The organism is Lacticaseibacillus suilingensis (assembly GCF_016861845.1).
GTDB classification, from domain to species: domain Bacteria; phylum Bacillota; class Bacilli; order Lactobacillales; family Lactobacillaceae; genus Lacticaseibacillus; species Lacticaseibacillus suilingensis.
In genome coordinates, this window is the sequence record NZ_BOLV01000020.1 from 23,006 (window position 1) to 44,740 (window position 21,735).

Sequence of the window (21,735 nt, forward strand, 5' to 3'; positions counted from 1 at the left end):
ATTATCAAAAACGAGTCGTGCCGCACACAAAAACGCATTGCTCCCTTGCGAACAATGCGTTTTGCGTATGTGAATGCATCTTTCTGATTAGCTACGTTTGCGCGACCTCGTGAAGCCGAGTAGACCTAGTAAACCGAGGCCGAGCAAGGTCAGACCGCTGGCAACTTGGCTTCCAGTTTGCGGCAAGGCCTGATTTTGGTCGGTGTTAGTTGAACCACCACTGCTGAGGTTCGTCATTTGACCGCCGCCGATCGAGCCAGTGCCGGTGCTGCCAGTACCAGTACTGCCACTAGAACCACCGCCATTGTCAGGGTCTGGTTGGATTGGACTTGGATCAGGGTTCTGATTGCCGCCATCGCCTGTATCCAGTTTCGTGTATGTGACCGTGACGGTTTCATCCTCGGGTAGGTCACTGAGTTCGGCGTCGAAAGACTTGGCCTCTACCACTGAGATGTCAGCTTCGTAGCCTTCAACTTCCGGCACGGTGAATTCATCGTATCCGCCCTGAGGCATGTGCACCACTCCTTCATAGAAGCGAAGATTGCGCTTCAGTGGATCCACATCATCTTGAGGCCAATCCCAGTGCCATTTAATCTCCTGGACTTCATCTTTGAGATGGCCTTCAGGCAAACCTTGGATCTGGATGGTACGTGTCGTGGTCGTTACCAAACGATTCAGATGCAATTCTCCATTCGTCCACGTTCCCCCAGATTCCGATAACTGAATGGTCGCGTCTCCATCCGGCAATTCATAACCCGCCGGAAGCGTCAACTGGGAGAGGGGCACAATTTCACCTGGCTGACCATATAAAGCGCCGTTGCCGATGTTATCGCCGTTCTGACCATCATAGAATTCTATCAAGTGGTAAGCCAAAGTGCCTTCAGTTAATCGGTAAGTGTCAGGATAACCACCGTTGTAGACCAGACCAAATTGGTGTCCAGTCAGATCGCCTTGCCAGATTTTGCCAGGCACATTATCCAGTGACTCCAACAATTTACTCTTTTCTCCCAGTGTGATTTCCACCAAATTTGGCAATTCTACGAGCATGGAGGAAGTATCCGTCTCGGTCGTATCAAAGTTTGAAATATCTATGGATTGAAGTTCAGACATGGATGCAAAAGCTCTATAAGCGTTCGAACCGCTAAATTGCCATTCTGATAAATTTAACGATTCAAGTTTCGTTCCTTCAAGAAAATAACCGATATCATCCAGATTCCCAACGTTCCAGTTTTCGAGCCCAATTTGAGATAAGTTGGCACAATTGTAAAACATGGAATTGATATTCGTGACACTACTGGTGGTCCAGGCAGATAAATCAAGAGCACTAAGACTAACATTGTCCATGAACATGTCGCTCATATCGGTGGTTTGACTCAGGTTCAGCTTTTCCAGTCCCTCATAACTTGTAACATCAGTAAAGCCAGCAAAGATGCCGCTTATGCTTTCTGGGGCAAGGATATCCCCTTCTAACACGACCGATTGGAGTTCTGCGCCGAAGCCGAACCAGGGCACACCATCTTCAGTTGATACACCCTCTCCTTCAGACAAGTAAAGGACCGCATTTTCGAACCGCCACGGTACCGAGCCCCAAGTGCCTTGAGTTGTTCGTAATTCTCGATGATAGACGTCGGCATTACCGCCATGATAGGAACCAGAGAATTCGTTGCCTGTGTCTTCACCTTTCCAAACGTACACGTTACCACCGGTTATTCCCTGAATCATCGTTTTATCACCAAGTACAACTGTCGTTAGGCGTGAAGTACCTTGCCCAAATAGCGAGCGTATGAGAAGACAAATGACGAAATATTCAGAAATTCTAAATTTCGCATTGAGCCAAACGTATTCGATGCATGCATTGGTTTCGTAATCTGCCAAGTGGAAAGATCGAGGGAAATAAGCCCCGAACCCGCAAACATTCCATCGATGTCGTTTACTTTTGACACGTCCCAGCTACTCAGATCAATGCTCTCGAGGCTACTCGTATCTCTGAAAGTATTCCACATCACCGTGACGTTGCTGGTATCCATATTGGATAGTCCTTCAAAAGAGGTAACGGCGCTGAAGTTCGCGAACAGACTCTGAATATTCGCCGGGGCGATAATCTGACCAGTAATCTCCACTTTAGTGACTTGAGTTGCGATAGATCGCCAAGGCGAAATTCCATGAGTGCCAACGCCAGTGCCCCCGGAGAGCGAAAGCAAGCCATCCTCAAAAGTCCAGTGCACGTCGCCCCAGTCCCCATCTATAACATCAGCTTCGGCCAGCAGGATGTCCTCTGTCGATTCGACCGTTGAAGGGGCTTGTTCAATTGCTTGACCACCGTCTGCTTCGATATTCTCGGACTGTGATGGTAGCTCACGGTCAGCATTCTCTTCGGAATCAGGGTCAAACGCTTCTTCCTTTTCTTCCTCTGCCGGGTCAGGGGTTTCCTCGACCACCTCAGCACCGATGTCATCCGCTGCTGGTAGACTCGATACCGCATCACTCGGATTATCCGGTGCCGTGATCATTGGTGAAATTTCAGTCGTGGTAGGTTCACTCCCCACCTCCGCTGCATTCGCCGTGAGTGGTGCCACTCCCCCCAGAATGGCAGAGCTCATCAATACCGTCAGACCTAACGAGGCCGCCACGCGCACGCGTCGGCGTTCTTGCTTACTCATCTTGCACTCCTTTCGCTTACACTTATCAATGACATAATCTCTTACAAATATAATTGTAAATGATTGCCCTAGGTCCTTGTCCACTGGGAAGCGTTAGCGACGTTATATTTTAAAACTAGGTTTTTTTATTTAGAAATTTTCAAAACCCCAGTTTACAATTCAAGTGCAACACCTTAGCGACTAGACCAAAAAGGCCATGAAGACCTATTCTTGTTAGTGCAACCAGACAAGAAAGCAGGAATCTTCATGACCCACTCTCAGATTAACACTCACAAGCACTACCAACAACTCAGTCTTAGCGACCGTGCTACAATTCAGGCCCTTCGGGCTACTGGTGACACCGCGACCGTGATTGCACAGAAGCTTCATCGCAGTAAAGCGACAATCTCACGGGAAATCACGCGTGGATCTGTAACTCAGCTCGACTCGAAGCGTCACTCGCATCAAGTCTATCTTGCGGAAACTGCCCAAGCCATACACGACCGCAAACGCGACAGAACCGGACACCACGCCTTTCTCAAAACCGGCCGTGCGTTCTTCAAAGCTCTCACCAAGGAGCTTACCCGCAAGCCTCGCGTGCACAGCGTTGATAGTTTCGTACACTTCTATCGCGACCAGGGTAAGTCTTGCCCTTCAACGACTACCGTGTACCGCTACATCGATTCCGGGCTGCTTGAACTAGACAACATGACACTCCCCAAGAAGCTCCGACGCCGCGTCAAAGGTTATAAGAACGCCCACAAACGTAAGAACAAGAAGATATACGGCGACTCAATCGAGCTGCGTCCTGCGGCCGTGAATGACCGTACAGGCGTGGGACATTGGGAAGGCGACTTGGTCAAAGGTATTCGTTCGGCTGATGAGCCAGCGCTGATGACGCTCACAGAACGGTACAGCCGAACTGAAATCATCGTTAAGATACCTGACTATCATGCGGACACCTGCCTTAAAGCCTTGCAGGACACGATCAACGATTACGGTGCCAAGGAGTTTGAGAGTATCACGTCTGACAATGGTTCCGAGTTCGCCAAGCTGTCGGAGATCGTTGGAACCCAGATCTATTTTGCTCATCCATACTCGCCTTGGGAGCGCGGCACTAACGAGAACACCAACGGACTACTCAGGGAGTACTTCCCGAAGGGAAAGTCTCTCAGGGACGTTACGCTGGTTGAGATCCAAGCAGTCCAATCAGCACTGAACCATCGTCCCAGACGTATTCTGAACTATCTTCGACCATGCGATTACTACCGACGCATGGCTTAACAACCTAGACCACTATCAAGGATTCGTTATTATCGTTGCACTTGACTTGAAAATTGAGGAGAAATTTTCAAAAGGATGGAAAAGGCGTGTTGTTCACACTGTGAACAGCACGCCATTGAGTAATCCGTATGAAACTTTTCAGCTAGTTACGTTTGCGCCGCTTGGTTAAACCCAGTAGGCCCAGCAGGCCAAGGCCCAGCAACGTTAGGCCGCTCGCTACCTGACTGCCAGTATGCGGCAAAGCTTTGTCTTCGCCGGTGCTGAGATTCGTCATCTGACCGCCGCCCGAGTCAGTCGCATTACTGCCAGAACCTGTGCCCGTTTCCTTATCAGGTTGATTCGGGTCAGGCTGTTGATCGCCGCCATCACCGGTATCGAGTTTCGTGTAGGTGATGACAACTTCTTCATCGTCTGGCAGTTCGGCCAGCTCATCTTCAAACTCCTTCGCTTCCACGACAGAGACATTAGCTACATAACCCTGAACCTCGGGTACAGTGAATTCTTCATACCCGCTGAGTGGTGAATGCACTAAATCATCGAAGAAAAAGAGACGGCCATTTTGCGGAATCAGGTCTGCATCGGCCCAATCCCAGTCCCATTTGATTTCCTGAATTTTTTCCTTTTCATGTCCATCAGGAAGCCCCTCAAATTTAATCGTGCGCGTGGTTGTCTTATGGACCCGTTTAAGCGTCATGTCGACCTGCAATACATCCTCATCAGTTATAGTCGCGTTTTCTGACAATTCAATAGTTTCCTCAGGGTTCTCTAATACGTAACCATTCGGAATGTGCATTGTGGATAAGGCGACCGTAGAACCTGGCTCGCCGGACAATACTTGCCAGCCAATCTGTTTTTCATTGCGATCATCATGTAAGTAAATCACCGCACTACTAAGCGCACCCTCCACAAGCCGATAGGTATCTGCATATCCGCCTCCATAAAGGTAGCTGAATTGGTGGCCGGTGTTATCTCCCTGCCAATGTTGCCCCGTCGGAAAGTCAACATTACCCCACAGCAATGTCTTGTGACCGAGTGTTAGTTCACTCAACTGAGGTGTGTTGCTAATCATACCGCGCTCACGGTTCCCATTATACATAAGATCGAAGTTAGAGATATCGAGACTCTTTAGCTCAGACATCGAGGCAAATGCATCATACAAATATGCGTCACTAATATGCCACTTTGATAGATCTATGGATTCAAGTTTTGTACCCATTAGGAATGAATCCAGATCATAAATGCTATCAACATTCCAGTCTTCGATATTAAGTTGGGTCAGGCTACTGCATCCTTCAAACATTGACCACATTTCTCCCACATTACTGGTATCCCAATCCGCGACGTCGAGGAAAGAAATCATTCGATTATTCTTAAACATGTTCTTCGTCGTCGTTGTGTGCTCAAGATTTAACCGATCTAAACCCTGATATTCAGTGACATGGTCGAATCCTGCGAAAAGGCTATGATTGTCCGCAGGGGCAATAATATCGCCATCTAAGACGACTGTTTCAACATACGAAGCCAGTTCCCGCCATGGGGAAACACGGTTTGTATCCGCGCCAGTTCCTTCCGACAGAAACAGAACACCGTTTTCAAATTTCCATTCTACCGTTCCCCACAAATCTTCAACCGTGTCGAATTCCAAATGATACGTATCAGGATGTCCGCCCGTGTATTGATTGGAAAATGTATTCTCCGAGGTTTCCCCAGCCCACACTGTCCCTCTTGGGTTCGGCAGATTGTGTAGGAGCGTGTTACTGCCCAAAACCAAAGTCCTTAGGTTTGGTGCATAATTATCGAAGACATTCGCACTACTGCTAAAGCTAAATGAAGAAATATTCAAGTATTCTAAACGTTCCATCGATGAAAATATACCACGCGTTGTTGTTAGGTGACTAGGCTGCCAAGTAGACAGATTCACTGAAATCAACCCAGACCCCGCAAAAAGCCCGCCCATATCAGTCACCGAAGCAACTTCCCAGCCAGTTAAGTTAAGACTAGTCAGCGCAGTCGTATTTTCAAAGGCACCGCGCATATTTTTAACAGCGCTCGTATCAATTCTGTCGAGACCCTCAAACGCGGTTACGGCTGAGAAGTCCTCAAACAGGTAGGATATATCCTCTGGTGCGGTAATCGTGTCAGTCACAACAACTTTCGTGACTTCATTGGCAATCGTATACCAGGGTGAGCCTGAATCGGTATTAACACCGACTCCGCCATTCAGTGACAGCACGCCATCTTCAAACGTCCATTCCACATCACCCCAAGTGTCTCGAAGCACTCCATCCTCGTCTGAGGTAATCTCGTCTGCCTGGACAGCATCTGCTGCTGGCACTTCTACACTTGGTTCAGGCCGGGACTGTTCTGGTAGCGTTTCTTCAATTTCAGGAGCAGTTTCTGGAACCCCTGTTGGCGTTTCAGCCTCGACCTCCTCACTTTCCTCGTCAGGGAGTGGCGTTTCATCCACCGTTCCGGTGTCCAAGCCTTCTCCCTCTGGCAAACTGACCACCCCATCACTCGGATTTTCCGGTGCCGTGATCATTGGTGAAACCTCAGTGGTTGTCGGCTCACTCCCCACCTCGGCTGCATTCGCCGCGAGCGGTGCCATTCCCCCCAGAATGGCAGAGCTCATCAATACTGTCAGACCTAACGAGGCCGCCACGCGCACGCGTCGGCGTTCTTGCTTACTCATCTTGCACTCCCTTTCGCTTACACTTATCAATGGCATAATCTCTTACAAATATAATTGTAAATGATTTCCCCCAGCGGTTGTCCACTGGGAAGGGTTAGTGGACACGAAAAAACCTGGCCGATGGCAAATCGGTCAGGTCGTGAATTAGAATATTAATTTTTGAAACTATGAATCGGCGCTGGAATTTGCCCCCCTCGGGAGACGAAGACGCTAGCATCCCCATCGTTAACCGCCATGATCGGGGCGCGGCCAAACAACCCGCCAAAGTTGATTGAATCACCGACCGTTTTGCCTGGCACAGGAATAACCCGCACGGCGGTGGTTTTGTTGTTGATCATGCCAATGGCGGCTTCGTCGGCAATCATGCCGGCAATCGTTGTAGCTGGGGTGTCGCCTGGAATGGCGACCATGTCCAACCCAACGGAGCAGACAGCGGTCATGGCCTCCAGTTTCTCCAGTGAAATCTGTCCCTTTTCTGCGGCCTTGATCATGTTGGCATCTTCCGAGACTGGGATGAAAGCCCCAGACAAGCCGCCGACCCGTTCGGCGGCCATGATGCCACCTTTCTTCACCGCGTCATTGAGCAGCGCCAGCGCCGCAGTCGTGCCAGGGGTGCCGACATGCGACAGTCCCAAGGTTTCGAGGATTTCGGCCACGGAATCGCCGCGGGCCGGCGTCGGGGCGAGCGACAGGTCGACGATATTGAAGGGCACGTGTAGGCGTTCAGCGGCGACTTTGCCGACGAATTGGCCCATGCGCGACACCTTGAAGGCCGTCTGCTTAATGATTTCACAGATTTCTTCAAAAGAAGCATCAGGCCGATCGGCAATCGCGCGCTGGACCACCCCGGGGCCGGAGACGCCGGTGTTGATGGCCACGTCGCCTTCAGAAACGCCCCAGAAAGCGCCAGCCATGAAGGGATTGTCCTCCACCGCGTTGGCAAAAATCACCAACTTCATCGCGTTGACTGGGTCGATGGCCGCGACCTGCTTGACCACCTCGCCCATAATCTTCACGGCATCCATGTTCAAACCGTTGCGGGTAGAGCCGACATTCACCGAGCTGCAGACGCGGTCGGTGGTGGCCAAGGCTTCGGGAATGCTGGCCATCAGGGTTTTGTCTGCTGGCGTGCAACCGGCTTGCACCGTGGCGGAATAGCCGCCAATCAGGTCAACGTTCACAGCCTTGGCAGCCTCATCCATCGCCTTGGCGAATTGCGGAAAATTCGGGTGCGGGTCGCTCCCGGCCAGCAGCGCCACTGGGGTCACACTCAGACGCTTGTTCACAATGGGAATGCCGAATTCATTTTCGATCGCGTCCGCGACTGGCACCAACTGCGCCGCTTGCGTCGTGATTTTATCATAAATTTTTTGCGCGGTGGTTTTACTGTCGCCGGTGATGCAATCCAGTAGCGACAGGCCCATGGTGATGGTGCGGATGTCGAGGTTTTCCTCGCTGATCATCTGAATGGTTTCTTTGATCTGCTGTGTTTCCATCGCGGCCTCCTACAGTTTGTGCATCGCGTCGAAAATTTCTTGCCGCGCGATTTTGACGTCAACGCCGATGCTGCTACCTAGGTCCTGCAGTTCGGCTTTGGTGTTGGTGAAGGCAGCGTCCTCTGGCAGCTGCGCCAGCAGCATCATGGTAAACGCCCCTTGCATAATGGTTTGCGACACATCGAGGATGTTCACATTCAAAGCAGCGAGTTTCGTGGTGACCGCGGCGATAATGCCCACTTTATCGGTACCGATGACGGTGATGATCACTTGCATAGTGAGACCTCTTTTCCTGATATTGCTATCAGTTTAGCATAATGCCTCGCTGCGCGGGCGGCGAAAAACAGCCCTGAGCACTGAAAAAAGCCGCCGCAGCGACTTTTTCGATCAAACTATGGTCTGGCAATAAAGTCAGAAGCAATTTTGATTTGACCCGTTTTTGCGCCGGTGGCCAGCGCCAGCGCCGCCCGCCCCACCGCGTGAAAATGGTGGTCAATGGTTGAGATGCCCAGGAGCGCACTGGACACTTGGTTCTCCTGCCCCATCAAGCCTGGCAGCGGCAGGTGGTTTTGCTGGTAGTAATCATGGACCCCCATGGCAATGTCATCGCCGTTGGCAAAGACGAAATCGGCGCCGTTCGCTGCGAAAAAGGCCCCGGCTTTACGCCCATCGGCATAGGCCATCGAGCCAATCCAGGTTAAATCGGCGGCAGGCGCGGCGCCGATGACGTTGGTATACGCCTGCACCATGGCACTGGCGGTGGCGCTGACCTTCGGATCGCGTGGCAGCATCAGCCCAATTCGCTGATAACCAGCTTGTTTAATCCAGGCGAAAGCTTCATGATAACTGGCCTGCCGATCCGTAAAAGCAGCAGGAATGGTGACTGAGCCTGGATCTTGGCAAACCACCACTGGGCCAAACGCCTGCGCCGCCGCAATTTCGCTAATGGGCATGCTATGCGAGGTGAAAATCAGGCCATCAAACGCGTGCTGGCGGAGCTGCTCAAGATAGCGGCGTTCAAGCTTGGCATCATAATCTGTCGGCAGCAGCGTGACTTGGTACCCCTCCTCAAAGGCTGCTTCCGTGATGCCTTTGACCAGCGTGGTGTAATAAGGATGCGCCACCATGGCCAAGGCGACGCCAATTGTTTTGGTGTGGCCACTGCTGAGGTCACGCGCCACCGCGTTCGGCACATAATTCAACTGCTGCATCACCTGCTCAATATGGTCGCGGACAGCCGGCGAAACATATTTCTTGTGATTGAGCACCCGCGACACGGTGGACACCGAGTAGCCACTCTCCCGGGCAATATCACGAATATTGGTCATGTTGATTCCTCCGCCCTTTAGTTTACCCGAAGTGGTTGGCCCAAGCTAGCCGAGAATAGCTTGACGATATTCGCTTAACGCCGCTTTGCTGGTGGGTACCGGTGCCTTTTGAGCCCGCTCTATCACCTGGGTAAGCAAGGCCGCGGTCGCCACCGAACCAAAGGTGTCTGGGATCAGAAGCGTCAACAAGTGCGAAACGGGCCTACCACCAGCTGAGCTACCCCAAAGCACTGGCTGCCTCAAATTCAAAATCATCAGTGCCGGCGTGGCCAATGCTTGGCCGCTAGCATAGATTAAGGCCATGTCATCTTGGACAAAGTGCGCCCCTTGCACTTCGCTCGCTAGCAAACTAGCGTGAACGGCAGTGAAGTCCAAATCAAACCGGTACGCAAGGACTTGCGCACTTCGCGTCAGCGCGGTTAACTCTGATGTGGCGGCTAAGTTAATGGCCGAAACTGGCTGCTGTAAAAATGTCTTCAACATGATAGGTTCCCCTTTCGATTTTGACCCTGCAGTGAGGAGCAGTTTGATTCGCTACCCATCAACACCATCAGTGTAAAGTGTGGGACGCGTTTCAGGTCAAGAACATGGGACAACTTTTTTGCCAAACCGCACAAAAAGCCCCACCGCATTCAGCTAAGCTGGGTGCAGTGGGGCGATATGCTGCGACTTATTCGGCGCGCAACGCGATGGCAGCGTCTTTCTTCGCGGCCATTCGGGCTGGGACATGCCCGCCCAGCAGCGTCAAAATCGTGGAAATCAGCACCAGGATGATGGCGTGCACCGGATTAAGCACGGCGACGCCACTCAAGCCAGTGACATTGGCCAAGACGGCATTGATTGGGAACGTCAACAGCCAAGCGACGAAAATCCCAAACAAGCCAGCGCCAAAGCCCAAGATGAAGGTTTCGGCATCGAACACCCGGGTGATGTCTTTCTTCCGGGCCCCCAAGGCTTTCAGCACACCAATTTCCTTGGTCCGTTCCAAGACTGAGGTGTAGGTGATGATGGCAATCATGATCATTGAAGTGACCAAGGAAATGCCGGCAAAGGCGACCAGGACGTAGGTGATGGCGTCCATCAAACCGCCAGTCATATCAGAAACCGTCCCTGCTAGGTCCGTGTAGATGACCTTGTCCGCTTTGGATTTGCCTTTGTTCCACTTGTCCAGATAAGCCAGCACCTTGTCTTTTTGCTTAAAGGTGGTGGGATAAATCTGCACCGAAGTTGGCGTGGACACGCCGCCCAGCGTGGTCATGATGGCAGTGCGAGTCGCTTGATCCATTTGCTGACCAGTCATGATGTTGGTGGTGCTTTGTTTTTGGGCAGCCACAATCGCTGAGGACTTATTTTCATCCAGGACTTGCTTGGTTAAAGCAGAGCTGTAAGCAATCCCTGACGCCAGCAAGCCATCAGAGTTCTTGGACTTCACCCGCACGATCCCGGTGATATGCAAGGTCTTGGTGTTGCTGGACGCCGCGGCCTTGCTCAGATCTTGCGTGGGCAAATAAGTTCCGGTTGGCAGTTTGGTGTAGTAATCATCATTCGCCACCAGCTGAACCGAGGTGCCAATCAGGTCGTTGAAGTTGAATTTCTGCCCTTCCTTGACGGAAAAGCCCAGGTTCTTCAAGGCGTTGATATTAACGGTGTTTTTCTTGTCGACCACCAGCACAATGTCTGTCGCCTTCGTTGGGTAGCTACCACTGAGCAGCTTGTAGTACGTCTGCAAGAACGTCTTACCGCTGCTGGTACGCTTCACAGGATAGACACTGCCGCCAACGCCAGTGGACGCTGCCATCATCGCGCTGGCATCTACGCTGGAACTGTCCGGATTGCTGGTCGAGAAGCTAACGGTTTGGTACTTGCCATTCACTTTGCGCACCAGGTTCATGCCGGTGCCATAGGTCACCGCGATACTGCGGGCATCTTTGGTCGGCATTTTGTTAATGTAATCCAGATAACTCTGGGGCAACTTGTTCGTGTGTTGCGCTTTATCCGCCGCACTCTTTTCAGCAGTGACGGTGGAGGATTTCGAGAAAGTCTTGGTTTCTGTCCCGGTCATCATCGCGTTGGTGTCAGTGCCGACCTGCGAAATCGTGACCGGCATCGAGGCCATGGCCTCACTTTGTGTCTTGTCGATTTGCTTTTGGAAGCCGTTGGACAACGCCAGCACGACCGCGATGCCGATGATCCCGATACTCGAGGCGAACACGGTGAGGAAAGTGCGACCTTTTTTGGTGCGAATGTTGGTTGCGGAAAGCTTCAGCGCCGTCCAGTAGCTCATCTTCGTGTGGTTGAGTTTGAAGCCGTCTTGCTTTTCGCTTTCCACATGGGGATTGGAGTCGTGCTTGATTTGACCATCGGCAAATTCAATCACCCGGTCGGCGTATTTGTGCGCCAGGTCAGGGTTATGCGTCACCATAATGACCAGGCGCTCTTTGGAGAGCTCCTTGATCAGTTGCATGATTTCTTCGGAGGTTTGCGAATCCAGCGCGCCGGTGGGCTCATCGGCCAGCAGGATTTCTGGGTCATTGGCAATCGCCCGGGCAATCGCCACCCGCTGCATCTGACCACCAGAGAGCTGGCTCGGCTGCTTGTGCATATGATCCTTGAGGCCAACGCGAATCAAGGCGTTTTCGGCGCGTTTTTGCTTCTCAGCAGCAGGCACGCCAGATAGGGTCATCCCCATCTCCACGTTTTCCATAATGGACAGATGGGAAATCAGATTATACGACTGGAAAATAAACCCGACCGAATTGTTGCGGTAGGCATCCCAATCAGCATCTTTAAAGTCTTTGGTGGACTTGCCTTTGATCACCAGATCGCCGGAGTCATACCGGTCCAGGCCACCGATGATGTTGAGCATCGTGGTTTTCCCGGACCCGGAAGGCCCAAGGATGGCGACGAATTCCTGCTTCCGAAAGGCAACCGAAACGTCATCTTGCGCCTTCGTGAGGGTACCGCCGACGTGATAATATTTCTTGATATGTTTAAGTTCTAGCACTTGAGCACTTCCTTCATCTTTATTGGTTGCTTTCATCATACGCGTTTGCGCTTCAATCAACCAAGTACAAGTTTCGATTATGACAGGTTGTCGCTTTGGCGGCCTCCGCCTCAAGACTGATTCGTGTTATTTTTTTCACCAAAAAAGATGAGGCTTTGACCTCATCTTTCACGGTGCCGAGGAGTCATCAGGCTAACGGCGGGAGCGGCGGTACCAAAGTGCCAGCCACCCGCTCAGTAGCGCTAGGCCCACAATGCCGGCCACAGCCAGCATAAGCCAATGCAGCGGGCGCCAGTACGACCAGACCAGTGAACGCAAACCAGGCACTGGCCAGACCAGGGCCATCAGCATCACGCTTTCCACCAGCCCGAGCAAAATCACCAAAGCAAAGCCGATTTTCAATGCTAGTCGCATCTGCACCCTCCTCACTGCGGCCTAACGCTGATTCAGTTGATAAGCGTAGGGCTTATTTGGCTGCGTCGCCGCGGCCCGCGAAAATGCGCATGAGTAGCGAGATCACGAACACCACTAACGCGGCGCCAATAATCGCCGGCAGGATGGCCATTCCGGCCACGTTTGGCCCCCAGCTCCCGAAAATATTGCCGCCCACCCATGCGCCGAGCAGGCCGCCAATCAGGTTGCCAATCCAGCCCCCGGGTAGATTCCGACCAACAATCATCGAGCCAATGGCACCGATGACAGCACCAATAATCAGTACCCAAATGAAATGAAGCATGGTCTCACTCCTTTCAGCTTAAAGTGCCGACAGGACAGTCCTGCCTAGCCTGAGTGTAACGTATCAAGTGAGCAAATAGTATTAATCTGCTTATGATTTCAATAATTAAATAAGTAACAAAAAGCCCACTGCGATGGGTGAGCCTCGAATTAGTAGCGATTAACGATAGAGCACCCGGCACAGTAGCCAAGTGCCGCCAGCAATGGCGCCGAGCATCACAATCAGTCGCGCCAGCAGCCAGTTTAAAGCCACCCACTGGGTTAAAGCGGTCGGTGCCACTGCCCACAGCAGCAAAGCCACGATGACGAGTAACACCGCCGCCACCGGCAGACCGCGGAGCATCATTTTGATATCGGCGGCAGACAGACTGGCGCCGAGATTGATCAAGAAGACGCCGACCAGCCATGCCAGCGCCCAACGCCAATCTGGATTAAAGGTGGCCTGGTTAATCAAAGCGAGCGGCACCTGCGGCCAGAACACATATCGAGCGGTGATAAGCTCGAGGGTGCCGCTGACCCACAGCGGGGCCCCACCAGCGAAAAACAAGCCGAAGCGCTGCCACAGCGACTTTTGGCGAAACCGCAGCGTCACGTGCCCCGCCGAACTTGCTTGCGGCCCATCATGCACCGAAAAGTCCGCAATCTGCATGCCAAACAGCCGGCCCAGCAAGGCGTGGCTCAACTCATGAAGCCAGAGGCCCGGCTTGGTGAGCCAAAGTTGGCTACTATTTTTCCCGCGGACATTGACCAGATGCTGGATGGTGGCGGTATTGAGCCACGAAAGCCCCAAGGCGCCTGCCACTAGAAGCAGGAGCGTGGCTCCCGCTGTTTGGACAATGATCATGGCTGCACCTCCTAGAACACAAAGGGCCTCTGATGTGAAATCAGAGGCCAAGCAATGCAACAAGCCGGACTCGAACCGGCCACCTACAGTTTAGGAAACTGTTGCTCTATCCAGATGAGCTATTGTTGCAGACAAGTACCAGTTTAACCAATTCATTCGCCATCGGCAAATGGAATTGCCGGGGAGAAAAGTTAAATTTGGTCCTGCGAAGCCGCAATTTGCGCCCACATTTTCTTCATGCGGCGTTTCTTACTCCAGCCAATCAAAATCATCATCAGCTGGGAATTACGCTTCTTCATCGTTTCGGCGTAATCCACGTCTTCTTGGTAGCTCACTTCAGTCCGACCATCTTCAGTCGGGCGCAGTTCATACCGCGTGTGATAGGTATCTGGACCCGCAAAGGAATCGAAAGCGTAGGTTTGGTTCTGCACAATCTTGGTGATTTTGATGCGAATGCTACCGCGCGGACCCATCGACTTGCGATATTCATAGCCTTGCAACATCGCTGGGGTCAGCGTCTGCCCATTTTCATGGTTGATATCATAAAGCACGGAATCAATGATTCGCTGATAGAAAAATGCCACTGGGGCGTCAACTGTATCTGTAACCTTCATGGAAAATGCCTCCGAAACTAGCGGTCCCCCGCCGACTTGTATACACTATTATAGCCATATTGAAAGCGAAACCGCAAACAGGATCAGACAGCTGGGACCGAGCAAATAAAAATACAACGCGCCACCTATTTCGCCTTGCGCTTCCCTTTATTCTTCCGGTCGCGCAACCGGTTCTTTTTGTGGGCTTTCTTGGGTGCTGGCGCTGCCGTTTCGCCAGTCACATGGGCATGGCGCTGTGCGGCCGGCGTGTTTGGTTGCGCTGGCGCCACCGGCTTAGCTTGGCGGGCCGGTTTCGCCTGTTCGACAGGCGCTTCGGTGCTCATTTTGCCGTCATTCAAGTAACCGCGGACGATTTGATACTGGGGCACAAGCCGGCGCAAATCGCGCAGGTCATGATCGTCGCCAAGGGTGATGACCATCCCCGCCGCCCCCATCCGGCCGGTGCGGCCTGACCGATGAATGTAGGCTTCCGGCCGCGTTGGCGTCTGGTAATTGATTACCGCCGGCAGGTGCGGAATATCGAGGCCCCGGCCGGCCAAATCCGTCACCAGTAGGAGCGTCACTTTGCCTTTGCGAAAAGCATTCAAGGCGTTCGCCCGGGTGGTGGCGCGGTCGGTGCGGTTCAGCACTGCAAATTTAACGCTTTGATGACTTAGCGTACGTGCCACCTTCATCATCACGGCGTTTTGGTTGAAAAAGACCAACGCCTGAAATTTGTCGAGATGGGCCAAGTGCCGCAGCCAAACTTCGCGGTGCGCGTTATCAGTTTGGACAAAATAATGCGTGACCGACCCTTGGGTATGGTCAATCGCCCGTACATCAATGCGCTCAACATCCTGTCCAAACCACTTTGCCAGCTCTTGGAACATGGGGCTATCGGTGGCCGAGAAGAAGCCTAGCTGCACATCCGCAGGCGCCGCTTGCGCCAGTTCGCGCACCTGCGACAAGCCCGGCTCGCGCAGCATTTCGTCGGCCTCATCAATCACCAGCGTCTGCAGCCGCGCCAAACTCACCCGGCGCGAATCCACTAGCTCCAGCAGGCGGCCGGCTGTCGCCACAATCACCTCTGGATGCTGTTTCAGCAAGTCGAGCTGGCGCTTGACGTTAGCCGAGCCGGTGACGCCTTGCAAATTCAACCCGGTCGCTTTCGCATACGGCCGCAGCACATCACGGGTTTGAATGGCCAACTCTTGGGATGGCGCCAAAATCAGAAGCTGAAGGCCATCATCTGGCACCAGTTTCTCTAGCAGCGGCAGGCCAAACGCGAGCGTTTTGCCAGAACCAGTGGGAGCCAGGCCGACGATGGACTGATCTTGCTTGAGCGGTTGATAAACCGCCGTTTGAATCGGCGTTTCTTCAGTAAAGCCAGCCGCTTGCCACAGCGGTTGAAAAATGGATGCAATTGCCATGTTCTCTCCTTACCCTATTGTGGGTCGTTGCCAAATTTAATCGTGGTGGTCGCGCGCAAGTCGCCGAGCACTTGATGAACCTGCTTTGCAAGCTGCCATTGCTGCTCAAAAGCGTTCTGATCATGGGTCATCAAGGCGTGAGCAAAATACCGCGCCTCGTCCACCATCGGGTTTGCCGGTTGCGTCACATGCAAGTCAGCCGTTTCTGCCCCCACCAGCTTCAACTCATCGAGGCTACCGGTGGCCCCGAGCTGCAGCGTGGTTTTGCCAAAATAGATTTCACTGCTAGCGCTGGTGTTGTAGTTTTTCCCAAGCACCAGATTGACGTCGACATCGGCGTAGTGCAAATGCGCCACGCCGCCGCCGTCGACGCCGCTGGCCAGCATGCTAGGCAGGTAGACAACCTGCTCCGGCACGCCGAACCAAGCCACCGCCGCATAGACTGAATACACACCCAAATCCATCAGCGCCCCGCCGCCAAAGCGCGGGGAGAAAATATTAGGGTTTTCGCCGGCCAGATAGGCATCATAACGGGAAGAATACTTCGCGTACACCAGCGTCGCTCCGGTCAACGCTGCCCGCCGCTGTTGCACGAGTGCAGTAATCTTGGCGAAGTTAGGATCGTAGAGATGCCGGGCCGCCTCAAAAATCAGGCATTCCGGATGCGCGGCTTGCGCAGATTCAATCAAGGCCAGTTGACTGGGGTGCGTCACCATTGGCTTTTCAACAATCACATGCTTGCCCGCATTCAGTGCCGCCGCTGCTTGCTCGGCGTGCAGGCCGTTGGGGCTGGCGATATACACCACGTCGAGGTCGCTGGCAAAAAATGCTGGCAGCTCAGTGTAGAGCGTTGCCTCATGGGTCTTGGCCGCAAAAGCCGCAGCCGTGGCCTCGTGCCGCGAGTAGATCGCAGTCAGCTGATAGTCCCCGGTACTTTCGGCGGCTTCGACGAATTGTTGGGTGATCCAGTTGGTCCCAATGATGCCTAATTTCATGACGCACCTTCCTTTCACATAGCTTCATTCTACCATCTCACCAGCGTCGGTGCCGCCTGGCTTTTATTGAAATATTTCGCTCATATTATTGTAAACAGAAATATAACCGGATGTAATACTCGGCGTGCTATGATAAGAGCATCAGAGCAAGGGGTTGCTCGCACAACACATCAGGGAGGGATGATGGGCATGGCGTCGTTGTTCAAAAAAATGGTCAACTCAATCGAAAAAAAGGTTACGCATCGCAAAACCGAGCCCACCACACCAACCGCCGTCGAAGCGTTGGCGCTGCAATACACGGGCAAATACGCCTTTTTGGACGAGCTGACGAATAAAACCCACCAGCTGATGATTTCCCCTGCCCTCAAGATCAAAATTGATGGTAGCACCCTCCCTGGCACGGTCACTGGGATTACCACGGATAAGCTGACCTTCCTCGATCATTACGGCTATCAGCTCATCATCACCGCCGACAGCGCCGGCCCCGCGACGATTTATGATGAAGCGGAAGACGCCACCTACCAAATTATCAAACCCACGACTGACAATTAAAAAAAGGATGATCCGCGCATCACGCGAGTCATCCTTTTTTTATTAGGCTTTGAATAAGGTTATGATTTGCAGTGGCGTATGTGCCGCTTTGAGTTGCTTGATAAAGCTTTGATGTGTCAGAAGCTTCGCAGTATCGCTGAGATAATGGAGGTGGTCGCCGTTATCATGCTCAGGAATGAGAAAACTAATCATGGTGTCGACTGGCTGACTGTCGAAAGTTTTCCAATCTACTGGTGTCGTTAGGCGTACCACTAACATCGCGGATCGGTGAATTGTCGCATCCTGAGCATGTGGAATGGCAATGCCTTGTTCCATTCCGGTTGAACCTTCATCTTCACGCTTGAGATATTTCTGGTAAACGGCCTCTGCATCGCTAGCGATTCCATTCTTCACGCTCAACTCTGCCAGTTGATATAAGGCGTCATTACGGTCCTTGGCTTTTAGATTCAAGACAATATTCTTTTCGGTGAGAATCTCATCAAAAGTACCGTCATTCTCTGTACTATTTGACGACGAGGCGTAATCTTTAGTTGTCTGGTGAGCTATATCAGGAGCGATAGCAGTCGCTGCTTCTTCACCGGTCAAACCGGCGAAGGAAACACTGCTGGCAGTGACGCCATGTTTCTTTGCTGAATGGCCCGCTATCAAAGCCAACAGTACGCCCGAAACGGCCGATCCGATCAGAATATAGACAATCCAAAGAATTGGGTGATTAACCAACATAATAATGATAAATCCACCATGAGGAGCAGGAACTTGAATTTTACTCATGTAAGTGAGAATTGCTGCAATTGCTGAACCGATCATGAAAGAAGGAATATTGAGTAACGGATTTTTTGCCGCGAAAGGAATGGCGCCTTCGGTAATATGAGTTGATCCAAGAAGAAAATTAACATAACCAGCGCTTCGATCATCCTTAGAGTAGGCCTTGGGATTTAGCAGAACCGCGATACCTGTGGCAAGAGGAGGGGCGATGCAAGCAGCCGAAACGCCTGCCATAAAGAAGGCATTGCCTTGCGCCAACAGCGCTGTACCAGTAAGATAAGCAGCCTTATTGATTGGCCCCCCGAAGTCAGACGCACACATCACACCAACAATAAGTCCAAGCAAGATGGGATCCGAATTTTGCATGCTCTTCAAAAAGCTCATCATGCCAGTGTTGATGCTGGCCATTGGGGCTGTCAACACCCACATGATACTTCCCGCGATAAAGACCCCAAGAACTGGATAAAGGAAAATTGCCTTTAAACCCCTAAATTCTTTATCAGGTAACGGCCGGAGCAAGTATTGCAAGAGAATAATAACAGCACCTGCAATATAACCGCCAACAATACCACCAAGAAACCCTGTTCCGCCATTGAGGGCAATCATCCCTACTGCAAAACCAACGATTAGCCCACTACGCTTTGCAATCGCTTCGCCAATGTATGCAGTGAGTACTGGAACCATCAAGTTCATCGTGTAACCACCGATGGTATTTAACATGGCGGCAAATGCATTGTACTGAATACTCTTAGGATCTGCTGAATAGATTCCCCAAAAGAATGACACAGCTGTTAATACGCCACCGGCGACAACTACCGGAAGCATATGAGAAACCCCATTCATCAAGCTAGTATAGATCAGATGCCAAAGGCTCTCTCCTTCAGCAGAGCCAGAAGTGGCTGCTTTTTTTGTTGCATTTGCCTTATAGATGGGCGCATCTTTCGCCAAAGCCTGGTCAAATAGTTTGCCTGGATCTTTAATCCCAGCCGCGACCGGCACCATGACTACTGGCAGACCAGCGAAACGATCAGCGTCCACATCGATATCTGAAGCAACAATTACTGCTTTAGCATTATCAATTTCTTCCTGCGTTAATGGGTCATCCACCCCGGTTTGTCCATGGGTTTCAACCTTAATGCTCAGGCCCCGGCGCTTTGCTTCCTGTTCCAAGGCCTCTTCGGCCATGTAGGTATGCGCAATTCCCGTTGCACACCCTGTAGCTGCAATTAGATCATAGATTGCCATTGCTACTTACCCCCTTCAGTAAACGTAGAAACTGTTATCTGAGCTAACAAATCGTCCAAATGATTAAAGTCTGTCACCCATGAATTACGGGCAGTATCACTACCAGCAGCAATCGCATACTTGAGATTCTCTGCTGAAGGTTTACCCTTCACCAAGCCTGCGACAAAGGTTCCAAGCATGGTGTCACCTGCACCGGCTGTATTGAGAACATCAATCTGTGGGGCATTGCCCTTAAGCACTTGATCGCCGATAAAAATTGCGCCTGCATTACCGCAAGAGATTAAAATATTTTGAGCGCCGCGGTGTTGCATATCCCGTCCTAATTTGACAATTTCCATTGAATCAATATTAGCTGGACGCCCATACCAACTTGCCAATTCGGCATTATTCGGCTTAATCAGAAATGGGCGATATTTCAAACAATCCATCACAGCTGAATATGACGTATCAATAATCAGTTTGAACCCTTGTTGCTGTGATCTTACGCCCAACTGGCTGATTAACGCTGGCTCGATGCCTTGTGCAAAACTACCGGAAACAATTAGAGCATCCTGATTCGTCAGCTGCTCAAGTAGTTTCTCGAGTTGCTTCAAACCGGAAGCCGGCACAACGGGACCAGGATTTACAAGCTTATATTCACGCTCACCATCGTCCACATGGGTGAAAACGTTAATGCGTGTGATTCCTCCTGTGTCGATAAACTGGTTCTCAATGCCCGATGCCGTTAACTGGGATTGAATATACGCCAAAGTGAAACCTCCACCGAGGCCAAGCGCAGTATTGGCTACCCCTAGTCGTTCTAAAATGAATGAAACATTCACTCCCTTACCATTTGCCTGAACGTCATAACGGTTAGTGCGATTGACCACACCCTCGTCGAGACGGGGGGTGTCAATAAATAAATCAATAGCTGGATTTAAAGTTAATGTATAAATCATCACACTTACCTCCTGTCTACAATTACAGGTTAACGCGTTCAAAGATGAAAATGTTTTCCAAAAGAAGACATTACTGTCAAAAAAGCTGAAAAACTTTACAAAAATTTTTTAACCATCTAACATTGAGCCTAGTGTTACTCTATCGAAGAGGTGATTTAGATGACGAGTCGGTTCAGTGCCAGTGAGCAATATGTTGTGAATCTAATTAACAAACATCGCGCGCGAATTATTCAAATGTCCATTGTTGACTTTGCGAATTACGCTACAGTTTCGACCGCGACAATCGTCCGCACTATGAAAAAAATGGGATACAGCGGTTACACAGATTTTCGACACTCCGTCAGCCAAAGCCCCGCTCATGAACCAACGGTCTTGAAAGAAGCCGATGCTAACATCCGACAAGTCATCACAGCCAATCTACGCGAGGTCGAGGAAACCATTGATCAACTCGAAATAGCAACAATTGAAGATAGCATTCAACAGATTGCTGGGGCTCGCATCGTTTACCTGTTCGCACGCGGATTGTCTGAGATGATTGCCGATGAAATGTCGTTAAAGCTCCAACTGATTGGTAAATATACACAGACACTTCATGATCCAAATATCATCAAAACCTTGGCCAAAACAGTCAAACCGGATGCCTGTGCCGTTTTCATTTCGCTCAACGGCGAAACCCCGGAGTTGGTTGATGCCGCTCGTAGTCTCCAACATAATGGTGTTCCAATCATCACAATTACTACAGATGCCAACGCCCCTCTGGCCCAGAACACTGATATCTTATTAGTTGGTCATAAATCCGAAGAAGCATATTTCCCTGACTACGAAGTACACTCCCGCCTCCCAGTTCAGGTAATCGCCCGCATCTTGCTCGATGCCTTCGTTGTGCGAGCAAAGGAAAAGCCCACGCAAAAATAGACCAGCAGTGTTACGGCACGATAACTGGGTATCTACACCCTCATTCCAGTTTAGATGTGCAAATTCCGACACCGAAGTGAATGTGGCAATACAATTCTTGAACAACAAAAAAGCACGAAGGCTAACTTCCTATCGGGGCTAGCACGTCATGCTTCTGGTAATCTGTTTTAATTTCGGGAATCACTAGGCAATTATTCAAGATTCCTCAATTTTCAAGTCAAGTGCAACGATGATAACGAATTCTTGATAGTGGTCTAGTCTGTTACGCCATGCATCGGTA

The 21,735-nt window shown here is 51.3% G+C and carries 19 protein-coding genes and 1 tRNA gene; 3 read left to right on the forward strand and 17 right to left on the reverse strand.

Annotated elements, in window-relative coordinates:
• Window positions 1-87: 87 nt before the first annotated feature.
• Window positions 88-1,722: a BspA family leucine-rich repeat surface protein gene (locus tag JUF11_RS11015; protein ID WP_236000573.1), complete on the reverse strand. Its 1,635-nt coding sequence runs from the start codon at window positions 1,720-1,722 to the stop codon at window positions 88-90.
• Window positions 1,723-1,748: 26 nt separating this feature from the next.
• The gene (locus JUF11_RS13215) at window positions 1,749-2,660 is read right to left on the reverse strand and encodes a BspA family leucine-rich repeat surface protein (protein WP_236000568.1); all 912 of its coding nucleotides are present in this window, start codon (window positions 2,658-2,660) and stop codon (window positions 1,749-1,751) included.
• Between the two features lie 246 nt (window positions 2,661-2,906).
• Between JUF11_RS13215 and JUF11_RS11020 the strand changes: the two genes are divergently transcribed.
• Entirely contained in the window at window positions 2,907-3,923 is a 1,017-nt protein-coding gene (locus JUF11_RS11020) for an IS30 family transposase (RefSeq protein ID WP_204119669.1), read from the forward strand.
• A gap of 142 nt (window positions 3,924-4,065) precedes the next feature.
• Here the strand turns inward: JUF11_RS11020 and JUF11_RS11025 are convergent, their stop codons facing one another.
• The 13 genes from JUF11_RS11025 to JUF11_RS11085 all read right to left on the reverse strand — a co-directional run bounded on the left by JUF11_RS11025 (window position 4,066) and on the right by JUF11_RS11085 (window position 17,040).
• Window positions 4,066-6,615, reverse strand: coding sequence for a BspA family leucine-rich repeat surface protein (locus JUF11_RS11025; protein ID WP_204119653.1), 2,550 nt, complete (start codon window positions 6,613-6,615; stop codon window positions 4,066-4,068).
• 152 nt (window positions 6,616-6,767) lie between these two features.
• A complete protein-coding gene (locus JUF11_RS11030; protein WP_204119654.1) occupies window positions 6,768-8,111 on the reverse strand; it encodes a PFL family protein in 1,344 nt (447 codons plus the stop codon).
• Between the two features lie 9 nt (window positions 8,112-8,120).
• Complete coding sequence (locus JUF11_RS11035) at window positions 8,121-8,387, reverse strand: ACT domain-containing protein (RefSeq protein ID WP_204119655.1); 267 nt, start codon at window positions 8,385-8,387, stop codon at window positions 8,121-8,123.
• 116 nt (window positions 8,388-8,503) lie between these two features.
• Window positions 8,504-9,439, reverse strand: coding sequence for a LacI family DNA-binding transcriptional regulator (locus JUF11_RS11040; protein WP_204119656.1), 936 nt, complete (start codon window positions 9,437-9,439; stop codon window positions 8,504-8,506).
• A gap of 45 nt (window positions 9,440-9,484) precedes the next feature.
• The gene (locus JUF11_RS11045) at window positions 9,485-9,922 is read right to left on the reverse strand and encodes a PTS sugar transporter subunit IIA (protein ID WP_204119657.1); all 438 of its coding nucleotides are present in this window, start codon (window positions 9,920-9,922) and stop codon (window positions 9,485-9,487) included.
• Window positions 9,923-10,109: 187 nt separating this feature from the next.
• Window positions 10,110-12,443, reverse strand: coding sequence for an ABC transporter ATP-binding protein/permease (locus JUF11_RS11050; protein ID WP_204119658.1), 2,334 nt, complete (start codon window positions 12,441-12,443; stop codon window positions 10,110-10,112).
• A gap of 192 nt (window positions 12,444-12,635) precedes the next feature.
• The gene (locus tag JUF11_RS11055) at window positions 12,636-12,857 is read right to left on the reverse strand and encodes an Asp23/Gls24 family envelope stress response protein (RefSeq protein ID WP_204119659.1); all 222 of its coding nucleotides are present in this window, start codon (window positions 12,855-12,857) and stop codon (window positions 12,636-12,638) included.
• Window positions 12,858-12,909: 52 nt separating this feature from the next.
• Window positions 12,910-13,179: a GlsB/YeaQ/YmgE family stress response membrane protein gene (locus JUF11_RS11060; RefSeq protein WP_204119660.1), complete on the reverse strand. Its 270-nt coding sequence runs from the start codon at window positions 13,177-13,179 to the stop codon at window positions 12,910-12,912.
• Between the two features lie 159 nt (window positions 13,180-13,338).
• Window positions 13,339-14,022, reverse strand: coding sequence for a site-2 protease family protein (locus tag JUF11_RS11065; protein WP_204119661.1), 684 nt, complete (start codon window positions 14,020-14,022; stop codon window positions 13,339-13,341).
• Between the two features lie 55 nt (window positions 14,023-14,077).
• Window positions 14,078-14,151 (reverse strand) — tRNA-Arg (locus JUF11_RS11070).
• A gap of 62 nt (window positions 14,152-14,213) precedes the next feature.
• Entirely contained in the window at window positions 14,214-14,636 is a 423-nt protein-coding gene (locus JUF11_RS11075) for a DUF3284 domain-containing protein (RefSeq protein WP_125581571.1), read from the reverse strand.
• A 125-nt stretch (window positions 14,637-14,761) separates the two neighbouring features.
• On the reverse strand, window positions 14,762-16,045 hold the full coding sequence (locus JUF11_RS11080; RefSeq protein ID WP_204119662.1) for a DEAD/DEAH box helicase: 1,284 nt from the start codon (window positions 16,043-16,045) through the stop codon (window positions 14,762-14,764).
• Window positions 16,046-16,059: 14 nt separating this feature from the next.
• Window positions 16,060-17,040, reverse strand: coding sequence for a Gfo/Idh/MocA family protein (locus JUF11_RS11085; protein WP_204119663.1), 981 nt, complete (start codon window positions 17,038-17,040; stop codon window positions 16,060-16,062).
• 189 nt (window positions 17,041-17,229) lie between these two features.
• On the opposite strand from JUF11_RS11085, the gene JUF11_RS11090 reads away from it, so the two are divergent.
• Window positions 17,230-17,592: a DUF4828 domain-containing protein gene (locus tag JUF11_RS11090; RefSeq protein WP_204119664.1), complete on the forward strand. Its 363-nt coding sequence runs from the start codon at window positions 17,230-17,232 to the stop codon at window positions 17,590-17,592.
• A gap of 42 nt (window positions 17,593-17,634) precedes the next feature.
• Here the strand turns inward: JUF11_RS11090 and JUF11_RS11095 are convergent, their stop codons facing one another.
• Complete coding sequence (locus tag JUF11_RS11095; protein WP_204119665.1) at window positions 17,635-19,602, reverse strand: fructose-specific PTS transporter subunit EIIC; 1,968 nt, start codon at window positions 19,600-19,602, stop codon at window positions 17,635-17,637.
• Window positions 19,603-19,604: 2 nt separating this feature from the next.
• Window positions 19,605-20,540 (reverse strand): 1-phosphofructokinase, encoded by a 936-nt coding sequence (gene pfkB, locus JUF11_RS11100; protein ID WP_204119666.1) that lies wholly within the window; start codon window positions 20,538-20,540, stop codon window positions 19,605-19,607.
• 159 nt (window positions 20,541-20,699) lie between these two features.
• Between pfkB and JUF11_RS11105 the strand changes: the two genes are divergently transcribed.
• Window positions 20,700-21,455, forward strand: coding sequence for a MurR/RpiR family transcriptional regulator (locus JUF11_RS11105; RefSeq protein WP_204119667.1), 756 nt, complete (start codon window positions 20,700-20,702; stop codon window positions 21,453-21,455).
• Window positions 21,456-21,735 lie beyond the last annotated feature (280 nt).